Source organism: Bremerella sp. TYQ1 (assembly GCF_020150455.1).
Taxonomy (GTDB): Bacteria; Planctomycetota; Planctomycetia; order Pirellulales; family Pirellulaceae; genus Bremerella; species Bremerella volcania_A.
On the sequence record NZ_CP083740.1, the window covers coordinates 5,581,091 to 5,598,825 of the forward strand.

A 17,735-nucleotide genomic window follows, 5' to 3' on the forward strand; every position below is an offset into this window, starting at 1 on the left:
TTCGTGCATTTCGGTTTAATAAGAGGAAAGCCCCGTGAAAAGTCCTTGGCAATTGAAAATGACCGGCAAGCTTGTCGTAGCGTGCCTGGTATTCGGTATCGTACCCCTGCTAGCCGTTGGTGTTGTGATTTGGAGTTCGACCAACCAAACGCTCGATACCATCGCTCGCGATTATCAAACGACTGCGGAGAGTGTGGCCGATAAGATTGATCGCAACCTTTTCGAGCGGTACGGAGACGTCCAAGCTTTCGGGCTCAACACGGTTATCGAAGACCGAGATTCGTGGTACCAGCCAGGTGAATCGAATCCGATCGTCAGTGCCATGGATAAGTATGTCGATACCTACGACATTTACTATCTGACCATGCTAGTCGATCTGGATGGAAAACTGATCGCTGTAAACAGCCGCGATCAAGATGCTCAAGCGATCAATACGGAAGACCTTTACAAGCAGAACTTTTCCGGCAAGCCTTGGTTCCAAGATGCCGTTGCTAAGCGTTTCTACGAGGCCGAAGGGGAGTCGTGCAGCGGAACTGTCGTCGAGCATTTTTACATCGACGAGAAAGTCAAGCAGCTCTACAACAACGAAGGCTATTCGCTAGGGTTCTCCGCTCCGGTCTACGACAAAGATGGCAATATGATTGCCATTTGGAAGAACGTGGCCAAGTTTAGCCTGGTCGAAGAAATCATTCAGGATACGTATCAAGACTTGAAAAGCCGAGGTCTTGGATCCGCAGAGATCACGCTGTTGGACGACAAAGGATTCGTGATTGTTGACTACGATCCAACACTACGCGGCACCGATGAGATCGTTCATGATGAAGCGGTGATCGGCAAGTTCAATCTGGTTCAAAATGGAGTTCCCGCCGCTGAGATCGTTGTTTCGGGCGAACGTGGCTCGCTGACAAATTCGTTTCATGCTCGGAAGGGTATCAATCAGGTTGCTGGTTTCGCACCGTTCAAAGGGGCGTTGGGCTTTGCGGGAATGAACTGGAACGTGCTCGTTCGCGTTGATTCTTCTCAGGCATTCGCCCAGGCATATGGACCTCTTTACGCGTGGGCGATGACGACGGCGATTGCTTCGATCGTTATCGGCATCATGGCGTTTTTGATCGCTCGATCGTTCACCAAGCCCATCCGGCAGACGATTAATATGCTGCAAGATGTTGCTGAAGGAGATGGCGATCTAACGAAGCGGCTCGATGAATCGCGTCAGGACGAAATTGGCGAACTGGCACATTGGTTCAATACGTTCATTCGCCAAATTCAAGCGATGGTGGCCGAGATTGCCTCGAATTCTCTTGTGCTATCGGACGGCTCGGTGCGGTTGGTGACGACCGCCACGCAATTGTCTTCCGGAGCCGAGTCTTCCAAGCAGCGATCGGCAAGTGTCTCTTCCGCTGCGGAAGAGATGGCCATCAACATGAAGAACATGGCGAGTTCGTCAACCCAAATGTCGACCGGGATTAATTCGGTGGTTGCGGCGATCGATGAGATGACGACCACCATTTCCGAAATTGCGAAGCACGCCGAAACAAGTGCTGGTGTTGCCGATAAAGCCACCCGGATTGCTGATGACAGCAACAATAAAATCAGTCATCTAGGAACCGCGGCGGATGAGATTGGTCGGGTCATTGAGGTGATTGAAGATATCGCCGAACAAACCAATCTGCTGGCATTGAACGCGACAATCGAAGCGGCCAGAGCTGGGGAAGCAGGCAAGGGATTTGCCGTGGTGGCCACTGAGGTCAAAGAACTAGCCAAGCAAACGTCGTCGGCAACGGATGACATTCGTAAACGTATCGAGCACATTCAAAGTTCGACGCAGGACGCTGTGAGCTCGATTTCAGAGATCAGCGAAGTGGTCAACAGTGTGAATGAATTGGCACGCACAATCGCTTCCGCTGTCGAAGAACAGAGCATCACGACCAAGCAGATCTCGCAAGATATTGCGGAAACGGCTTCAGCTGCGGAAGTCGTTTCGCGAGGCGTTGATGAGTCGGCAACCGCAAGTAGCGAGATCACGCAAAATATCTGCGAAGTCGATCGTGTCCTCAGCGAAACGGTCCAGGGAGCCGAGATGTCGCAGCAGTCAGGCGAAGAGCTGGCCCGTCTCGCAGACAGCCTGAAAAAGGTGGTCTCGCGGTTCAACATCGGAGAAGAACATCCGAAAACGAACGACGCGGCAAGCCATCCGGCCATCGGTGCTTAAGCGTAGATTAGGAATATGAAGGGAGAGCGAGCTCCAGCATTTGGGGCTCGCTACTCACTTTTTTGGGCAATAAGGAAATACGAACTATGCGTGTGATAATTGTCGATGACTCGACGTTGTTTCGGAAGGTTGTTCGAGACACGCTTGCTCAATGCCCAGGCGTTGAAGTTGTGGCCGTCGCTTCGGATGGAAAAAGTGCCCTCGATAAGATCAATCATTTTCGCCCAGACCTCGTAACGCTTGACGTTGAAATGCCGGTCATGAACGGAATCGAGGTCTTACGCGAACTGCATAAACAGACTTGGAAGCCGGAAGTCATCATGCTTAGCGCGATGACGGATCATGGCGCACTCGCAACGACTCAGGCACTTCGACTTGGTGCGTTCGACTTTGTCTTAAAGCCAAACCAGTCACGTCTAGAAGATAGCTGTGCTCAACTTCAAAATGATCTGTTGCCCAAGGTCAAAGTCCTTCAAGAGCGACTCGGAAAGATACCATCGATCGAAAATGAAGAAGCGGTGACGACAGCGAATTCATCGCTGGTTAACCGGCCATTCGATCCCACCTCGGCGAAAGTCATTGGCATTGGTGTTTCTACCGGAGGCCCCGCGGCACTTTCCAAAGTGCTTCCCAAGCTTCCGGCAACGCTCCGTGTTCCTCTTTTAATTGTCCAGCATATGCCAGCCGTGTTTACACGTTCGCTGGCGGCCGACTTAGATAGATCGTCTAAAATCGCTGTGCATGAAGCGGAAGATGGTCAACCAGTCTTGCCGGGCCATGCTTATCTCGCCCCAGGCGGAAAGCAAATGAAAGTGGTTACGCAGGATCGACGCAAACTCATTCAGATTACAGACGATCCCGCGGAAAGAAGCTGCAAGCCTTCGGTAGATTACCTGTTTCGATCGATGGCTCATGAGTATGGCCGCGATGCGATGGCCATGGTAATGACTGGAATGGGAGATGACGGCACGATGGGATGTCGTCTTCTCAAACGCCATGGATGCATGGTGGTTGCCCAAGAGGAGGCAAGCTGCGTCGTGTTTGGAATGCCGCGACAAGTGATCGCAGCTGGTTTGGCAGATCGAGTTGTGCCTCTCGATCGTTTGCATGAAGTCATCGAAAGTGCCGGGATTCAAGGAGTTCGTTTATGCCGTTAAGTTCCGGAGATATCGATGCCGTTTGCAGCCTGGTGAACGACTTGTGTGGCATTTGTCTCGATGAAACGAAAGCTTATTTGATCGAGAGCCGCCTCGGGCAGATCGTGGAAAAGCATGGCTGCGCGAGTTACTCCGAACTGGTTCGCAAGGTTCGGCTCGGAGTTGATATTCGTTTGCGGCATCAAGTGGTGGATGCCATCACGACGAATGAAACGCTTTTCTTTCGCGATAACTATATGTTCGAGGCACTTCGGAATAAGGCAATTCCGGAACTAATCGACAGCAAAGAGAAGACGGCGTTTCCAACTCGCCTCCGATTGTGGTCCGCCGCTTGTAGTACTGGGCAAGAACCATACAGCCTTGCAATGACGCTGGCCGAATTGATCCCGGATATTCATCGCTGGGATGTGCAAATTGTCGGTTCCGACATCTCGGATGCGGTCATTGCGAAGTCGAGCCGAGGTTGGTACGCCACCCACGAAGTCGAACGAGGTGTTTCGCCGGAGCGGCTACGTCGCTTCTTCATCCCTGAAGAAAACGGCTATCGCATCCGAGATGAAATTCGTTCGTTGGTTACCTTTCAGAGGCAAAATCTGTTGGAGCCTCTGGGGATGAACGGGCGATTCGATATGGTTTTCTGTCGAAACGTGGCGATCTACTTTACGAGAGAAGTTCGCCAAGATCTGTTTCGACGACTCGCTGCGACGATGAGCCCCAATGGATACCTTTTCGTCGGTGCGCAGGAATTTCTGGCAGACATCGGCCCAAATTTCGCACCACAGAATCACTGCCGTGGAACGTTCTATCGTCCTAATTTGAAGAACATACCTGTTTACGTTTAGGTATATCGATAAGCACTTGCACACGTTAGCTCCTCTCGATTACCTTTCAGAAAGAACGGTTTAGGTTTTTCCGAGGGAATCAGAATGTCGTCGTCAGCAAGTGATCCGAGTAGTGGCCTCGGTCGTCGTGTCTTTATGCAGGGAGGGGCTCTTTTCATGGCAGGACTCACCGCCGGAGCGGTAACGGCCGAGGAAAAGCCTTCCGTGCTGCGTATTGGTTTGATGACTGATATGCACTATGCCGACAAGCTGCCGGTTGGATCTCGCTATTATCAAGAAACACTCACAAAGCTTGCCGACGCGGCCCATACGCTTGCTGATAAAAAGCTTGATTTCCTTGTGGAGTTAGGCGACTTTATCGACGCCGCAGATTCTGTTGAGACCGAAAAACGATACCTCAAAACCATCGCCAAACCGTTTGCCGAGATTTGCTCGGAACGGCATTATGTTCTGGGAAACCATTGCGTCGATACTTTGACAAAAGAGGAGTTCCTAGGCGGGGTAGAGCAAGAGAAGTCTTACTACTCGTTTGATCGGGGACCGTGTCATTTTGTGGTGCTCGACGCTTGTTTCCGTTCCGATGGTAAAGCGTATGGTCGGAAGAATTCGGTGTGGACCGACGCCAACGTTCCTCAAGCCGAGCTCGATTGGCTAGCGGACGACCTGCAAAAAAACAATCGGAAGACGATTGTGTTCGCCCACCAAAGGCTCGATACAGAAGGAAACCATGCGGTCAATAATTCAGCGGAGGTTCGCCAGATTCTCGAGCAGGCTGGCAATGTTGCCGTGGTGTTCCAGGGGCACAGTCACGCTAACGATTATCGATCCGTAAACGATATCCACTACTGCACATTGCGGGCGATGATCGAGCGGTCAGGAGTTGAAAACAATGGCTTTTCGATTCTCGACGTAGCTGCCGATGGAACGTGTCGACTAAGTGGGTTCCGGCAACAAGAGAGCTATCAGTGGACCTAGGAAATTTATTTGCGGAGATACCAACGGACTTGCCGGAAGAAGTATTTGAAACTTTAGCAGACGGAAAGGGGATTCGGATCGAACGAATTCTTTCCGATGGGCACGCATCTCCCAAAGACTTCTGGTACGACCAACCGCAGAACGAATTTGTTCTGCTCTTGCAAGGAAGTGCCGTGTTGCAGATACAAGTTGATGAACGTGTTGAGTCAGTTTCCTTGAAGCCTGGAGACTATATCAACATTGCGGCCCGCCAAAAGCACCGGGTTGAGTCGACGGATGACAACAGACAAACCGTTTGGTTGGCGATCCACTTCGATTCATAACGCATTGACGCGGCGACGAATTTCTTCGATCAGACCATCAGGCAACGCTCCTTTTTCGGCGGCTGATATGTTCTCTGCCAAATGCGCTTCGTTACAAGTACCGACGATCGTTGTGTCGCAGTGAGGATGGGAAAGCGTGTAGCGAAGTATCAATTCGGCGCGTGTCATGCCATCGGTCAGGAGGCTATCGAGCGAAGCAGCAGTCCAAACGTCGTTCAAGTTAGGACGTTGGATTTCAGCATCGGGACCGCCATGAGCAATCCCTCCACGAATGATTATGCCGGCACCTGATTCCGCGGCAGTCGAAATCATGTCGTGATGCTCTGGAGCGAGACAGGAGTAGGGAATCTGAAAGGTCTCGAATACGCCTAATTCGATCAGGCCAGGCAAGTCTGGCATCTTCGTTGAAATGCCAAGATGTTTAACGAGGCCTTGCTCGCGGAAGGAAATCAGCTGATCAATCAAGCCTGCTTTTTGAAGGGTTTCCGCGTCACCTCCATGGAACTGCATCAAGTCGATATGGTCGGTTCTAAGTCGTTTCAGGCTTGTTTCTAAGTTGCGTTTGATGACGTCCGTTTGCCATTCGTGCTTGATTTCGATGTGATCGGGGTGTTGCACATACGCGCATCCACACTTCGTAGCCAGGTAAAACTCTTCGCGTCTATGGCTCAGAGCTCGCCCGATACGTTCTTCGGCTTGCCCATAATCAGGAGCCGTGTCGAGAAAATTAATTCCGGCATCGACGACACGATTGAGAAAGTGGTCGGCGGCATCGTCCTCGATGACTCGGACGCCCCATGTGTTGGGACCGCGAAGGCCCATGGTGCCGTATCCGAGTTGCGTGACTTCGAGTCCTGTGTTGCCGAGAGTGCGTTTAATCATTCCTGCTCTGAAGAATCTTTGGGGGGTAACGAGTTTGTGAATTCAATGGCTTGATCTACCAGGCGATGAAGATCGTCTTCCTGTTGGAAGCCTTCGGGATCGACGACAATCCATCCGCGCATGACGCGCCCTGTTGGAGCAAACTCGCGTATGCCAGGCGACTTCAGTAACTGGGGATAGGCATCTGGACCGACCCGTAGAATCAAGTGGTCGTCGCGTACGCCGCAACATAAATTACCGTGCAAGAGATACGCAAAACCACCAAACATTGGCTTTCCTGTTAGCCCATCGTAGGGTCGGAGCAAACGATACAGGCGAGATGACATTTCTTCGTTGTATGCCATTAGCGGTGATGTCTCGCTGAGGAACAGTAACCGAACAATTCGATAGCTTAACGAATGTCGACTCTGCTTGTCTCCTGAAAATCTACTTAAGATGTTTCAGCAATTGTGTCGTAGGCAAACAGCGTGTCGAGCCCCTCCCCTGCCCCGCTCTTCATGACCGCAATGACGTGGTCCCCTGGATTGATGATGGTGGAGCCTCGTGGAGGAATAAAGGCATCGTTTCTCGCAATCAACGCAATCGTGACCCCTTCCGGTAGCGAAAGCTCGCTGACCTTCTTGCCTGCGGCTGGCGAGTTGCCAGCAACGGTATAGTCGACAACGTCTCCTTCGACATGCCGCAAAGAATGAATTTCCAGTTGGACTGGGGGACTGCTGGGCAGCGGTTGGTTTAGGCCAAGCTTTTTGGCCACCCACGGCAATGACCAACCTTGGATGAGGGCCGAGAGTACCACGACGAAGAAGACGACATCGAATATCAACTCGGCATTAACGATGTCGAATAGTACCGGGAATGTCGCCAAGGTAATCGGGACGGCCCCTTTCAAGCCACCCCACGTTGCCAACGTCATTTCTTTCTTTTGGAATCCAAACGGCCACAGACAAACGGCAACGGCCAGCGGTCGCGCGACGAACATCAGTACGATCGCGATGCCTAACGCCTGCCAGCTAACCGCCAACAAGCTGCTTGGAAAACATAGAAGTCCCAGGACAATAAACATGGCAATCTGAGCCAGCCATGCCAAGGCATTGTGAAAGAGTAACGTTCCTCGTTTAAACACAACACGGTTGTTGCCAATGATAATCCCCGCGAGGTAAACCGCGAGGAAACCACTTCCACCAAAGTACGAGGCCAAGCCAAACGTCATCAGGCTCATGCCGGTTGCTAGAAGTGGATATAGGCCTGCGGTGTCGAGGTTCAGCCGGTTTGTGATCCATACAATCGCGTGGCCAAAAAGAACTCCGATCAGCCCTCCTAGGAACATCTGTTTAAGGAAAAGGAGAACTAAACCTCCGCCCCAGCCGACATCCTGGGTCATGAATTCGATACAACCGATGGTTAGAAAGATCGCCATCGGGTCGTTGGAACCACTTTCGATTTCCAGCGTCGAGCCCAGTTTTTCTGGCAACGCAAAACCGCCAGTTCGCAACACGGAGAACACCGCCGCCGCATCGGTCGAGCCGACGATGCTTCCCAGCAATAGACCATTTACCAGTGGTATACCTAATATCCAGCTTGCCGCCAGCCCGGTAACCAAGGACGTGATAAGCACACCAACGGTGGCGAGCACCAGCGAAGGCTTCCAGGCCATCGAGATCGAGGTGTACGTCGTTCCTAACCCACCGTCAAAAAGAATGATGGCTAAAGCCAACGTACCTACGGCGTGCGCAATCTTATAGTCATCGAATTCAATTCCCCCGAGGCCTTCCGAGCCTGCTAGCATGCCGAGGCCTAGGAAGAGCACGAGCATAGGGACGCCATACCGAGCCGAAATCTTGCTCGTAACGACGCCCAGCAGCAGTAGCGAGCCCGCAATGAGCATCGCGTCGTCAATCCAGAACATGAAACCCCTTCACGTGAAACCTTGGGAATGGTTTCAACTTAACGACTATGCCTAAGGTGGGAATAGGGCATCACGCGTGGTATCGCGTTTTTTCTGTTTGGATTGTTGTTCCTCGAATCAAGAGAAATCAGGCGTTATTTTGCTATGTTCTGGATGATCTCGGCAGATAAACCCAGGCCGCTTTGGATAGCACCTTCGACTCTCGCGCCTGAGCACCAATCGCCGCAGATTCCGAGAAGTGCGTCATCACTCCACAGATGCCCTTGTTCCAAAGGAGTAGCAGGAGCACTGTAACGCCATCGATGACTGGTAGCATGAATCACGTTACTAAGCGGTTGACCGATGGCGATTGACATTGCCTCTAAAAGCTTGGGAGTGATCTCACGGGGAAGCTCCAGATGTTCCTTGGACCATTCTGGCGTCGCGTGCAAAACCCAACATTCCGCTTCTGCCTGGCGGCCCGGTTTGCTGTTATTTCGGCAGATCCATCGCAATGGATTGTCGTGGACGAACGCTCCATCATACGTTGTCGGAATTGATTGCTCGAAATGCACCATCGTTGCCCAGCATGGATCGAACGATTGAGCGGCCAGGACTTCGGCAAATGGATTGGCTTCACCTAGTATGGCCAAAGACTGTTCTGGAGGGGCAGAGCAAATCAGAATGTCGAATGGCCCATAAAGAACGCCATCGTTTGTCGTTAAATGCCAACCATCGTCAGCTTTTTGCGCCTTCGTAATCGGAGTGTTTGTTTGAATTGAAAAATCTTTGGCCAAGTGTTTTCCCAGAACATTCATCGCCGGGACGGCAACGAACCGAGGTGTGGCCTCTTCCTCGATCGCTTGGGCTGGTTTCAGAACGGCAACGCGGCCATCCCAGGGGGCGACAACACCGTCGGTTATCCAAGATCCAAGCATATCTTTGACCTCGTTGCTCCGGACGGTGAAGTATTGAGCACCATGATCGAAAGAAACCTCAGGTTCGCCGCTACGGCGTGTTGCCATGCGGCCAGAGACTCCGCGGGCTTTATCAAAGATATGAACATCGAAATGCGGTGCCAGCTTCTCCGCACTGATTAAACCCGAAATGCCAGCCCCAATGATTGCCAAAGTCTTCATGGTCAGTGATTGCTCTTATTTTCAATTGGTATTGTGTGTGAGTTGCTAAATTATGAATCGCAAACTGTTCGTAAAGTAATGCGAGTAAACCATGGAATCAGAAGTGGTTTTATGCCATTGTCAAGCAGAATGTCTCCGGCATCTACCGACAATTCGTTTTTACTTGCGTGTCGGAAAAATTTCATTGGTTTCATGTTTTGAACCGTTTAGAATCCAGGCAGAGGGATCCTTTCAGTGAGTTCACGATTCGCGGTTTTATCCGAGAGGAAGGTAGTCGTGGGTGTCTCGCTTTCAATGATCGCTTTGAATCGCGGTTCCAAGGTTTCTTGGAAAGCCTTTCGAAACGATCTTGCAACATCTTGGCCGACATTGCCATCTCCACGGGATGTCAAAAAGGAAGAGAACACACTTTCTTTCGATATGGGACATATGAGCATCGCCATGGGAATGATGCCAGGTCCGATACCGGATGACAGTTGGGCTCCACCGGAACGGCAGACTTGGATTTGGCCTGACGCAACGGACGAGATGCAAGATCATCGCACGCATCTCATCGTTACCGTAATCGGAGACGCGACACCACTGGAACAATCGCAACTTTTGACCATGGTCACGGCATCTCTTTTGGCGACATGTGGCAATCCTGCTGGCGTCTTATGGGGGGAAGCAGGTCTGCTCGTCTCGCCGGCCATGTTTCGTGAAGTCGCACTGGAAGCACTGCCGATAGAACTACCCCTCTGTATTTGGGTCTCGATCCATCTTGGAAAGAACGAGGATGGTACAACCGTTGGGTTCACACGAGGTCTGCAAGGCCTGGATGTCATGGACTTCGTAACGGAAAACGCGACCGACGAGCCAGCTGATCTTTGCGAACGTTTTTACGGACTAGCAGACTATCTGCTTACCAACGGTCCTGTCATCGAAGATGGACATACGATTGGTGAAGATGCCGACGAGCGGATTCAAATCTGCTTTGACGAATCCCCCTTTGGCCATGAGTGTCCCGTCATGCGATTAAATTACACTCCCCGCCCCGGACATTCTCGGTCAGGACTTCGCTCTTAAATCGCTTGCTTTACGCTTTCGCACGTGGATGTGCATGCTCGTACACGCTCTTCAGAGTGGCAGTGCTGAGGTGCGTATAGATCTGGGTTGTGACCAAACTCTTGTGCCCGAGTAGTTCCTGCACGCTACGAATGTCTGCGCCGGCATCCAGCAAATGTGTCGCGAAACTATGCCGCAGCGTATGTGGGCTCGTGCGGAGATCGAGGCCGGACTCTTTCAAGTATTTTTCTAGCATTCGCCCAACACTTCGCGTGGTGATTCGATTGCCGAACTTGTTGAGAAAGACCGGTCGTTCGGTGAGCTTCTCACTCTTCGCGCTCAGCTGCCGTACGTCCATCCACTTTTCGATTGCATCCAACGCAAACGAACCGAGGGGGGCCAGGCGTTCTTTGCGGCCCTTTCCGCGGACGCGAACAATTCCGTCGTGCAAGTCCAAGTCGTGTTCGTTGATGCCGACCAATTCACTTACACGCAGACCGGCACTGTAAGTTGTCTCGAGCATCGCATGATCGCGCAGCCCTGCCGAAGTCGAGCGTGGAGGAGCGTTCAGTAACGTTCCTATTTCATCGGTTGTCAGAAAGTGCGGAAGCTTGCGACTCTTTCGCGGATTGCGAAGTGGTTTGGCCGGATTCTTATCAACCAGTTGCTGGCGTTGGGCAAACTTGAAGAAGCTGCGCATCGACGCCAAGCGACGTGCGACGGTGCTTCCTGAATAGCCAGCTTCGGTGACCGCAGAAACATACCCGCGAAGGTCAAGCGTGGTAATTTCTTCCGGCCCTGGTTCCAGGGCAAAGCTCTCTTCTAGGTATTCCGCGAGAGCGTCGAGATCTTCGCCGTAACTTTTGATCGTCAAGTCGGAAGCATTCCGCTCGACTTGAAGATAGCGTAGATAGCTATCGATAACGGTCCGTAGACCATGAGAATTGCCGGCGCGATCGATCATACTTTTGGCTCCGCGAACTATTCGCCCAGAATCATGCGTCATCCCCTCACTAGTGAGGGGACGGATGAGAAGCCAATGACAACGATGCTCTAGCTGAACTCGTCGAAGTCGAGGTGATCAGAATCGAGGCTGCCGATATCGATCGGTCCATTGGCTGGGAACTCGAATCGTGGCTTGACCGATGCATCGCTAGCGATGGTTTCATTCTGATCGGCGGCCTGGGCACGGATCTTTTGGCTCAGCACCGCGGCGTCGTACCAGGTGAAGCTCAACTCGGGATTGCTCGCATATCGGCCCAGCGTACGAAGGGCTTCGGCCCGTCGCTGATCGCTGAACAAAAATACGTAGCGTTCTTCACCTTTGACCAGTGCTAGTACGTTGATCTCTTCCGTCACGTGAGGCAGCCTCCCAGACATTTCCAAAACTCATCCGTGGTAAAGAAGGTTATCGGCTTTCGCCCCATCGGATCGCCAGTTGAGATTCACCAGCACCGCCACGAAGAGAGAGCATTTCTGTAATATGCGAGTAGCAACAGAAACGAATGAAATCGTTGCTACGATCGAGAAAACCCTGCCAACCCCCATTACGCGCATCGTCGAGAAAAAAGTAATACTGCTCGGCGCGTTCTGTGAAGTCGGAATCATTTTCGCTATAGGTTCTTATCTGTGAAATAATCGGACCGTCCTGTGGTAGCATCGGAGCCGGTTGTGTCCTCGGTGCATCGGGAATAAATCCGCTTGGGTCAGGCCAATTGGGTGGCAAGCCTTCCACAGCAATTTGTTCGTTCTTTTCGGGATGTTCGATGCGATCGTCGAGATTCGGAGCTTGTGGCGTTTGTGTCGCAAGTTGCTCGCGGGCCAACGCAAATTCCGCTTCCCATACGTGTGATTCAGGAATGAACTCTTCGCCGGCCGTGCCCCACGGTAAGCCATATCCAGGCGGAATCGGATGGAAGCCTGGGTTGGTCGAATACCAGTTAATTGCCAGCGTCATGCGCTTAGGATAGTAGGGCGAATAGTCAGTGACCGAGCCCACGACAATCGCATCGACGCCCAGCATTTTTCCGAGAGATCGCAGCTGCTGAATGTCAGTACCGTTGTTGCCGCTGGCCTGCATCGCTCGGATAACGACGCCGACCGGCACGACTTCAAAACCACGGATCGACTGTAACTCGCCGTAATAAGAGAGCGTGACGTCATCCATGTCCAGCGTTGGAATATCGCTTTGATTATTGAAAGGAATAATCGCAACGCGTGCCAACTGCGGAAACGGATTGTGATAGATCGGCTTGTCGCGCACCTCAGGGATGGCGGCGCAGCCGCTGCATAGAAGTGTCAAACAGGCGATGGCGAACCAGGTACGCACGTTGGTGACAATCGTAGCAATTCAGGTAGCCCCCCTGAGTTGCAAAGCACGCTTGTCGTGATCCATCACGGCGCACTTTTTCCGATGAATCTGTCATCGGCGGCGCGGTAAAGATTGCTTCAAAGGAATCGAATCGATTTCGCCATTTAGGCAAACTTTAACGCGGCTAGCATTGCCAGCAAAGAAGCCTATTCGGTGAGGTGGTCTGGCAAATACCTAAATCAAAGAGCTCATACTCTTCATGCCAATCGGTTCCCGAGATGTGAATGGCTCGCCGTAACGCGTGCCGATTGCTTTTCCCCAATACGAGGCTTCGTCATGTAGTTTATCGAGGAAAGTGGGATACTCGGTGGGGCGACCTTCGATAAATTGACTGTGATAGCAGCGGATCGACTCGATCTTCTCTTCCCAGAACTCGCTGATGTCGAGGATGAACGCCGGCTGCGGCGTCATCTTTAAGTGGACGCAGTAGTAGTTGTAGATTCGCTGGGGATGAAACGGTTCGCCAGGCATCTCGGTCTTACTAAGCTTGGCCCAGAAACGAGCCGCATCAACCAACTGTGTTGCAGCCAAGTGATCAGGGTGAGCATCTTCCCAGTATGGAGCGAACAGCCAATTCGGCCGCAAAAGACGAATCGCCGAGGCCAATTTTTCACGAGCTGCTAGCGTTGGTTCGAGGCTGCGATTCGGCAAGCCAAGATTGTCTCGCCAGTCGACGCCTAAGATCTCGGTAGCTGCTGCTGTTTCTGCGGCGCGTTTTTCGAGACTACCGTAGGGGGTCGGTTCGCCGGTGGTTAAGTCGAGGATACCGACCTTCTTGCCTTCCGCTTTGAATTTCAAAATGGCGCCTGCCATTCCTAGTTCGGCGTCATCGGGATGCGGAGCGATTACCAAAACATCAAGTGGCATGGGTGTTTTCATTTGATCTGGTATGGCTTCGAGGAATCAGGTATGAACCGCGAGTCTGTTTTCATTTTCTGGCCCCGTTGTAGTCGCATCGATGACCATACGCATACTTGTCCTCCTGATTGCTTTGCTTGCTGTCACGCCTGGTTGCCGCACTTGGAGCTGGGGGTGGAAACAAGAGAAACAGGAAGATCACATGGTCGACAACTTCACCGATTCAAGCGGAGCGGGAACGGAAGACGAGGACGAAGATTTCACCGACGGTGCTTCCTTCGCCAAGAAAAATGGGCGAACCCAAGATCCCGGCACAGGACTCTCGGACCGTTCTCGTGAAATCGAACGGAACCTCGGATATCGCTAAACGAGTCTGCTCTTAATGTTCGATGCCGTAAAGCGGGCCAAGTTTCGCTCGAAGGTAGCGAATCAAAGGTGTCGAATCGATTGGATCGCCACAAACGCGTTCGACTAGCTGTGCGCCAGGGTAGCATTCACCCAGTTGGTGCACGTTCTCTCGCAGCCAATCAAGCAGTGGCATAAATTCGCCGGCCGCAAACATGGCATCGACATCGCCCAGGTCTTCTCGTGCTTGTTCCATCAACTGGGCCGAGTAGATATTCCCCAGGCTATAAGTGGGGAAATACCCCATCAGTCCAGCACTCCAGTGGACGTCCTGAAGGCATCCATCGGCGTCGGTCGGTGGTGTGATTCCCAACTGCTGGGTGTACTTTTCGTTCCAAGCACCCGGCAAGTCCTTCACCGACAGGTCGCCAGAGAGTAGTGCCTGCTCTAATTCGAAGCGAATGATGATGTGCAGATTGTACGTCGCTTCGTCTGCTTCTACGCGAATCAGCGAGGGGCTCACTTCATTGATCGCAAAGTGGAAGTCACCAATCGGGACGTCAGACAATGCGTCGGGGAACATCTTTTTGGCATCACCGTAGAAATGGCTCCAAAACGCATAGCTACGGCCGACAATGTTTTCCCACAAGCGCGATTGCGATTCGTGAATGCCCAGTGAAGCGGCGTTGCCAGGCGGAAGACCAAACCAATCGGATGGCAAGCCTTGTTCGTAGATGCCGTGACCAGCTTCATGCAGAGTCGAAAAGAATGCCGACGGAAAAAAGTTCTCGTCGTAACGCGTAGTGATACGAATATCGTGCGGACCCATCGTCGAGCAGAATGGGTGATGGGTCACGTCGAGACGACCTGCTGAGAAGTCGAAACCGATTTGCGAAGCGGCTGATTTGCCAAGAATCTCTTGCTGGGCGATCGGATAATGTCGCTTCAGAATCTCCATATTAGGAGTTCGGCCACTATCTTTGATTTCCGCAACAAGCGGAACGAGCTGTTCTTTGAGTGTCTCGAGGACACTGCGAACTTGCGAGGTCTTGGCTTCTGGTTCGTAGAAGTCGAGCAGTGCGTCGTATTGCTCTCCATCGTAGCCGATCGCTTCTGCCGTTTCCCGGCTAAGGCTGACAAGCTTATCGAGGATCGGCTCGAACGTTCCGAAGTTATTCTCGGCGCGTGCTTTTACCCAGGTTTGCTGCCCGATGATACGAGCATGGCTGAACTCTTCGACAAGGCGTTTGGGCAGTTTGACCTGTTTCAGGTAGTCGCTTTTAATGCGACGAATGGTTGCTTCGCTCGGGCTGTTTAGCTCTTCGGTCAGAGGTGAATCGCTTAGCTCTTCCAGCCAGGCCCCTACCTTCGGATCGGTATTTCGATCATGGATCATGCCGGCCAATAGCGTCATCTGGTCGGCTCGGTATTCCCCACCACTCTCCGGCAGCATGACTCGCTCGTCCCAGCCTAGCAAAGAGCTGACGTTCTCCAGCTTGGCGGTTTCGCGATAGTGATCACAAAGTTGCTCGAAAAGTTGTTGATGGTCCGCCATGATCGTTGCCTGAGTTTGCCGAGGAATTGATTCGTTGGTTAACTTGCTATGCGAAATGGTTAGGCGAGAAGCTTGGCTCCGGTTTCTTTATCGCATGCGGCGAGGATTTGAGCGATGGTCGCATCGGCTTCTTCCCCTGTCAGAGTTCGATCGTATGCTTGAAGCGTAATGGTGAAGAGGACTCGCTTCTTGCCGGGACCATCTTTCTTGGGGTCGCGGAAAATCTCTTGGAATGTCACTACTTCCACCAACTCGCCCCCAGCCGCGTAGCTGATGTCGTGAAGCTTGGCCCAGCTGACGTTTTCGTCGACGATCAAATTCAAGTCGCGATTCATTGCTGGATGCGTGCTGAAGTCTTGGTGTTGCGGCACAAGCACCGCCAGCTTCATCAATGCACCAAGATCGAGTTCCGCAACCGTCGCCGGTTGCTGCAGACCGAACGCTTTGCGAGCTTTGCTACTGACGACACCAAGATAGCCTAGCGTTTTACCATCAATCGTTAGATGACAACCCTGCCCTTCTTCGAAGATCGGATCGGTGAACGGGATAGTGGTGATCATCGCGCTGGGATTCAGCATGTTGACCAGGCTTTCGACGGCTCCTTTCAATGCGAAGAAGTCACGTCCACTGGTGATGCCGACCATGTATCGTTCATCAGGTAACGCTTTCGCTTTGGGAAGGTAGACCTTGGCGATCTCGTAAAGATCGATGTCGGTATAGCTGAACTTCTCGTTATTGCGGCGTGCTCCGAGTAGGCTTGGAATCAAGCTGACCCGTAAGCGGTCCTCCCCTTTGACCATCGGCATGCTGGTTGTCAACGGTTCCGAGAGCGACCAACCCTGGAACGCTTTCGACCAAACATCGCTGACGATGCTTCGCGTTAGCGTTTCGTCGAAACCCATTCCGAGCATACCCATCCGAATTTTGTTACGGACGCGGTCCAAGTCGCTTTGCTGCGAAGCGCTTAGCGAGACGCCAGCACGTTCGGGGATTTTGTCGTAGCCATGAATTCGAGCAACTTCCTCGACCAGATCGACTTCCCGATCAAGATCTTGCCGCCAACTGGCAGGGATAACGGTAATGGCTGAGTCGGACTGTTGGGTGATTTCATTTCCGAGGCGTTCCAGGATTCGACGTACTTCCGTTTCGGAAACATCGATCCCCAGAATGCGAGGAATTTGTGATAGTCGGAGCGTTACCGTTCCGCGTCCGGAGGGCTCGGAGCCAGCGTAAACGCGACCTTCGCAAACTTCACCGCCAGCGGTGTCGACAATCAGTTCGCAGCAGCGACGACTGGCCCAATCGATCATCTCGGGATCGACGCCACGTTCAAATCGATACGACGAGTCGCTCTTAAGCTTCAAGCGTCGCGAAGTGGTCCGGACCGGCAATGCGGCAAACTGAGCGGCTTCAATCAGAAGATCAGTCGTCATTTCGTTGACTTCAGTATCTTCGCCACCCATGACGCCGGCCAATGCGATTGGTCCACTCGAGTCAGCAATCACGTAGTCTTCCGAGTTGAGAAGATACTCGCGGTGATCGATCGCAGTGAACTTTTCTTCGGCGGTCGCTTTGCGAACCGAAATGGTGTCGCCGCTGATTTTTGCCATGTCGAACGCGTGCAACGGTTGGCCGATTTCCATCAGCACGTAGTTGGTTGCATCGACGACGTTGTTAATGGAAGACAGTCCAATGGTGCGGAGGCGATTGACCATCCAAGCTGGGCTGTCGCCGATCGTCACACCGGTCACACTTCGGGCAATGTAGCGTGGGCAGAACTTCTCGTCTTCAATCTGAATGATCTTGGGGCAGGCGCCGCCGGTGGTAACACTGGAGATGTCGGCCGATGGTACCTTCAAGTCCAAGTCGAACAGGACGCCCACTTCTCGGGCAATTCCGATGTGCCCCAGCCAATCAGGCCGGTTACTGGTCACTTCCAGATCCAAGCAACGATCGTTGTCGACGGTGGACGAACCATCGAAGTTCAGTCCGGCTAAAGTCAGGCGATCGCAGACTTCCGCTTCGCTGATGTTCAAGTCGAGATACTGCTTCAGCCAATCCCAGGAAACGAGCATGGTACGAGATTTTCTTTACGAGGTCGCAGGTTCGAGGTTTCGTAACGATTTAAAGCAAAACGAATCAGCCAC

At 52.4% G+C, this 17,735-nt stretch carries 17 protein-coding genes; 7 read left to right on the forward strand and 10 right to left on the reverse strand.

Annotation, left to right across the window (positions count from 1 at the left end):
- Nucleotides 1-34: 34 nt before the first annotated feature.
- The 5 genes from LA756_RS22640 to LA756_RS22660 all read left to right on the forward strand — a co-directional run bounded on the left by LA756_RS22640 (nt 35) and on the right by LA756_RS22660 (nt 5,509).
- On the forward strand, nt 35-2,212 hold the full coding sequence (locus LA756_RS22640) for a methyl-accepting chemotaxis protein (protein WP_224437000.1): 2,178 nt from the start codon (nt 35-37) through the stop codon (nt 2,210-2,212).
- Nucleotides 2,213-2,298: 86 nt separating this feature from the next.
- A complete protein-coding gene (locus LA756_RS22645; RefSeq protein WP_224437001.1) occupies nt 2,299-3,369 on the forward strand; it encodes a chemotaxis response regulator protein-glutamate methylesterase in 1,071 nt (356 codons plus the stop codon).
- Entirely contained in the window at nt 3,360-4,211 is an 852-nt protein-coding gene (locus LA756_RS22650) for a protein-glutamate O-methyltransferase CheR (RefSeq protein WP_224437002.1), read from the forward strand. The genes LA756_RS22645 and LA756_RS22650 overlap by 10 nt, the downstream gene beginning before the upstream one ends.
- Before the next feature lie 84 nt (nt 4,212-4,295).
- Nucleotides 4,296-5,186 carry a metallophosphoesterase gene (locus LA756_RS22655; protein ID WP_224437003.1) on the forward strand — a complete coding sequence of 297 codons (891 nt, stop codon included), beginning with the start codon at nt 4,296-4,298 and terminating at the stop codon, nt 5,184-5,186.
- Nucleotides 5,177-5,509, forward strand: coding sequence for a cupin domain-containing protein (locus tag LA756_RS22660; RefSeq protein ID WP_224437004.1), 333 nt, complete (start codon nt 5,177-5,179; stop codon nt 5,507-5,509). Before LA756_RS22655 ends, LA756_RS22660 begins: the two co-directional genes overlap by 10 nt.
- Here LA756_RS22660 and LA756_RS22665 read toward each other — a convergent pair.
- The 4 genes from LA756_RS22665 to LA756_RS22680 all read right to left on the reverse strand — a co-directional run bounded on the left by LA756_RS22665 (nt 5,504) and on the right by LA756_RS22680 (nt 9,415).
- Nucleotides 5,504-6,391, reverse strand: coding sequence for an aldo/keto reductase (locus LA756_RS22665; RefSeq protein WP_224437005.1), 888 nt, complete (start codon nt 6,389-6,391; stop codon nt 5,504-5,506). The two genes, LA756_RS22660 and LA756_RS22665, sit on opposite strands and share 6 nt — an antisense overlap.
- On the reverse strand, nt 6,388-6,717 hold the full coding sequence (locus tag LA756_RS22670; protein ID WP_224437006.1) for a TfoX/Sxy family protein: 330 nt from the start codon (nt 6,715-6,717) through the stop codon (nt 6,388-6,390). The genes LA756_RS22665 and LA756_RS22670 overlap by 4 nt, the downstream gene beginning before the upstream one ends.
- A gap of 104 nt (nt 6,718-6,821) precedes the next feature.
- Nucleotides 6,822-8,297, reverse strand: a complete 1,476-nt coding sequence (locus tag LA756_RS22675) for a potassium/proton antiporter (RefSeq protein ID WP_224437007.1) — start codon at nt 8,295-8,297, stop codon at nt 6,822-6,824.
- A gap of 134 nt (nt 8,298-8,431) precedes the next feature.
- Nucleotides 8,432-9,415, reverse strand: a complete 984-nt coding sequence (locus tag LA756_RS22680) for an NAD(P)/FAD-dependent oxidoreductase (RefSeq protein ID WP_224437008.1) — start codon at nt 9,413-9,415, stop codon at nt 8,432-8,434.
- 276 nt (nt 9,416-9,691) lie between these two features.
- Between LA756_RS22680 and LA756_RS22685 the strand changes: the two genes are divergently transcribed.
- A complete protein-coding gene (locus LA756_RS22685; protein ID WP_224437009.1) occupies nt 9,692-10,480 on the forward strand; it encodes a DUF4261 domain-containing protein in 789 nt (262 codons plus the stop codon).
- Nucleotides 10,481-10,490: 10 nt separating this feature from the next.
- On the opposite strand, the gene xerC is transcribed toward LA756_RS22685, so the two are convergent.
- The 4 genes from xerC to bshB1 form a co-directional block, all read right to left on the reverse strand.
- Nucleotides 10,491-11,423: a tyrosine recombinase XerC gene (gene xerC, locus LA756_RS22690; RefSeq protein ID WP_224437010.1), complete on the reverse strand. Its 933-nt coding sequence runs from the start codon at nt 11,421-11,423 to the stop codon at nt 10,491-10,493.
- Between the two features lie 89 nt (nt 11,424-11,512).
- On the reverse strand, nt 11,513-11,839 hold the full coding sequence (locus LA756_RS22695) for a hypothetical protein (RefSeq protein WP_224437011.1): 327 nt from the start codon (nt 11,837-11,839) through the stop codon (nt 11,513-11,515).
- 28 nt (nt 11,840-11,867) lie between these two features.
- Nucleotides 11,868-12,788: a hypothetical protein gene (locus LA756_RS22700; protein ID WP_224437012.1), complete on the reverse strand. Its 921-nt coding sequence runs from the start codon at nt 12,786-12,788 to the stop codon at nt 11,868-11,870.
- A 216-nt stretch (nt 12,789-13,004) separates the two neighbouring features.
- Entirely contained in the window at nt 13,005-13,697 is a 693-nt protein-coding gene (gene bshB1, locus LA756_RS22705; RefSeq protein WP_224437013.1) for a bacillithiol biosynthesis deacetylase BshB1, read from the reverse strand.
- Between the two features lie 91 nt (nt 13,698-13,788).
- Here bshB1 and LA756_RS22710 point away from each other — a divergent pair, with 91 nt between their 5' ends.
- Nucleotides 13,789-14,055, forward strand: a complete 267-nt coding sequence (locus LA756_RS22710; RefSeq protein ID WP_224437014.1) for a hypothetical protein — start codon at nt 13,789-13,791, stop codon at nt 14,053-14,055.
- Nucleotides 14,056-14,067: 12 nt separating this feature from the next.
- Here LA756_RS22710 and LA756_RS22715 read toward each other — a convergent pair whose 3' ends face one another.
- Both LA756_RS22715 and pheT read right to left on the reverse strand, forming a co-directional pair.
- Entirely contained in the window at nt 14,068-15,588 is a 1,521-nt protein-coding gene (locus LA756_RS22715; RefSeq protein ID WP_224437015.1) for a carboxypeptidase M32, read from the reverse strand.
- A gap of 59 nt (nt 15,589-15,647) precedes the next feature.
- A complete protein-coding gene (gene pheT, locus LA756_RS22720; RefSeq protein WP_224437016.1) occupies nt 15,648-17,663 on the reverse strand; it encodes a phenylalanine--tRNA ligase subunit beta in 2,016 nt (671 codons plus the stop codon).
- Between the last annotated feature and the right edge of the window lie 72 nt (nt 17,664-17,735).

Excerpts from the sequence above, each read along its gene's own strand:
- LA756_RS22650 (WP_224437002.1), top strand. The coding sequence starts at position 3,360 with ATGCCGTTAAGTTCCGGAGATATCGATGCCGTTTGCAGCCTGGTGAAC.
- LA756_RS22645 (WP_224437001.1), top strand. The coding sequence starts at position 2,299 with ATGCGTGTGATAATTGTCGATGACTCGACGTTGTTTCGGAAGGTTGTT.
- LA756_RS22715 (WP_224437015.1), bottom strand. The coding sequence starts at position 15,588 with ATGGCGGACCATCAACAACTTTTCGAGCAACTTTGTGATCACTATCGC.
- LA756_RS22710 (WP_224437014.1), top strand. The coding sequence starts at position 13,789 with ATGACCATACGCATACTTGTCCTCCTGATTGCTTTGCTTGCTGTCACG.
- xerC (WP_224437010.1), bottom strand. The coding sequence starts at position 11,423 with ATGATCGATCGCGCCGGCAATTCTCATGGTCTACGGACCGTTATCGAT.
- LA756_RS22670 (WP_224437006.1), bottom strand. The coding sequence starts at position 6,717 with ATGTCATCTCGCCTGTATCGTTTGCTCCGACCCTACGATGGGCTAACA.
- LA756_RS22695 (WP_224437011.1), bottom strand. The coding sequence starts at position 11,839 with ATGTCTGGGAGGCTGCCTCACGTGACGGAAGAGATCAACGTACTAGCA.
- LA756_RS22675 (WP_224437007.1), bottom strand. The coding sequence starts at position 8,297 with ATGTTCTGGATTGACGACGCGATGCTCATTGCGGGCTCGCTACTGCTG.
- bshB1 (WP_224437013.1), bottom strand. The coding sequence starts at position 13,697 with ATGCCACTTGATGTTTTGGTAATCGCTCCGCATCCCGATGACGCCGAA.
- LA756_RS22655 (WP_224437003.1), top strand. The coding sequence starts at position 4,296 with ATGTCGTCGTCAGCAAGTGATCCGAGTAGTGGCCTCGGTCGTCGTGTC.
- pheT (WP_224437016.1), bottom strand. The coding sequence starts at position 17,663 with ATGCTCGTTTCCTGGGATTGGCTGAAGCAGTATCTCGACTTGAACATC.
- LA756_RS22680 (WP_224437008.1), bottom strand. The coding sequence starts at position 9,415 with ATGAAGACTTTGGCAATCATTGGGGCTGGCATTTCGGGTTTAATCAGT.
- LA756_RS22665 (WP_224437005.1), bottom strand. The coding sequence starts at position 6,391 with ATGATTAAACGCACTCTCGGCAACACAGGACTCGAAGTCACGCAACTC.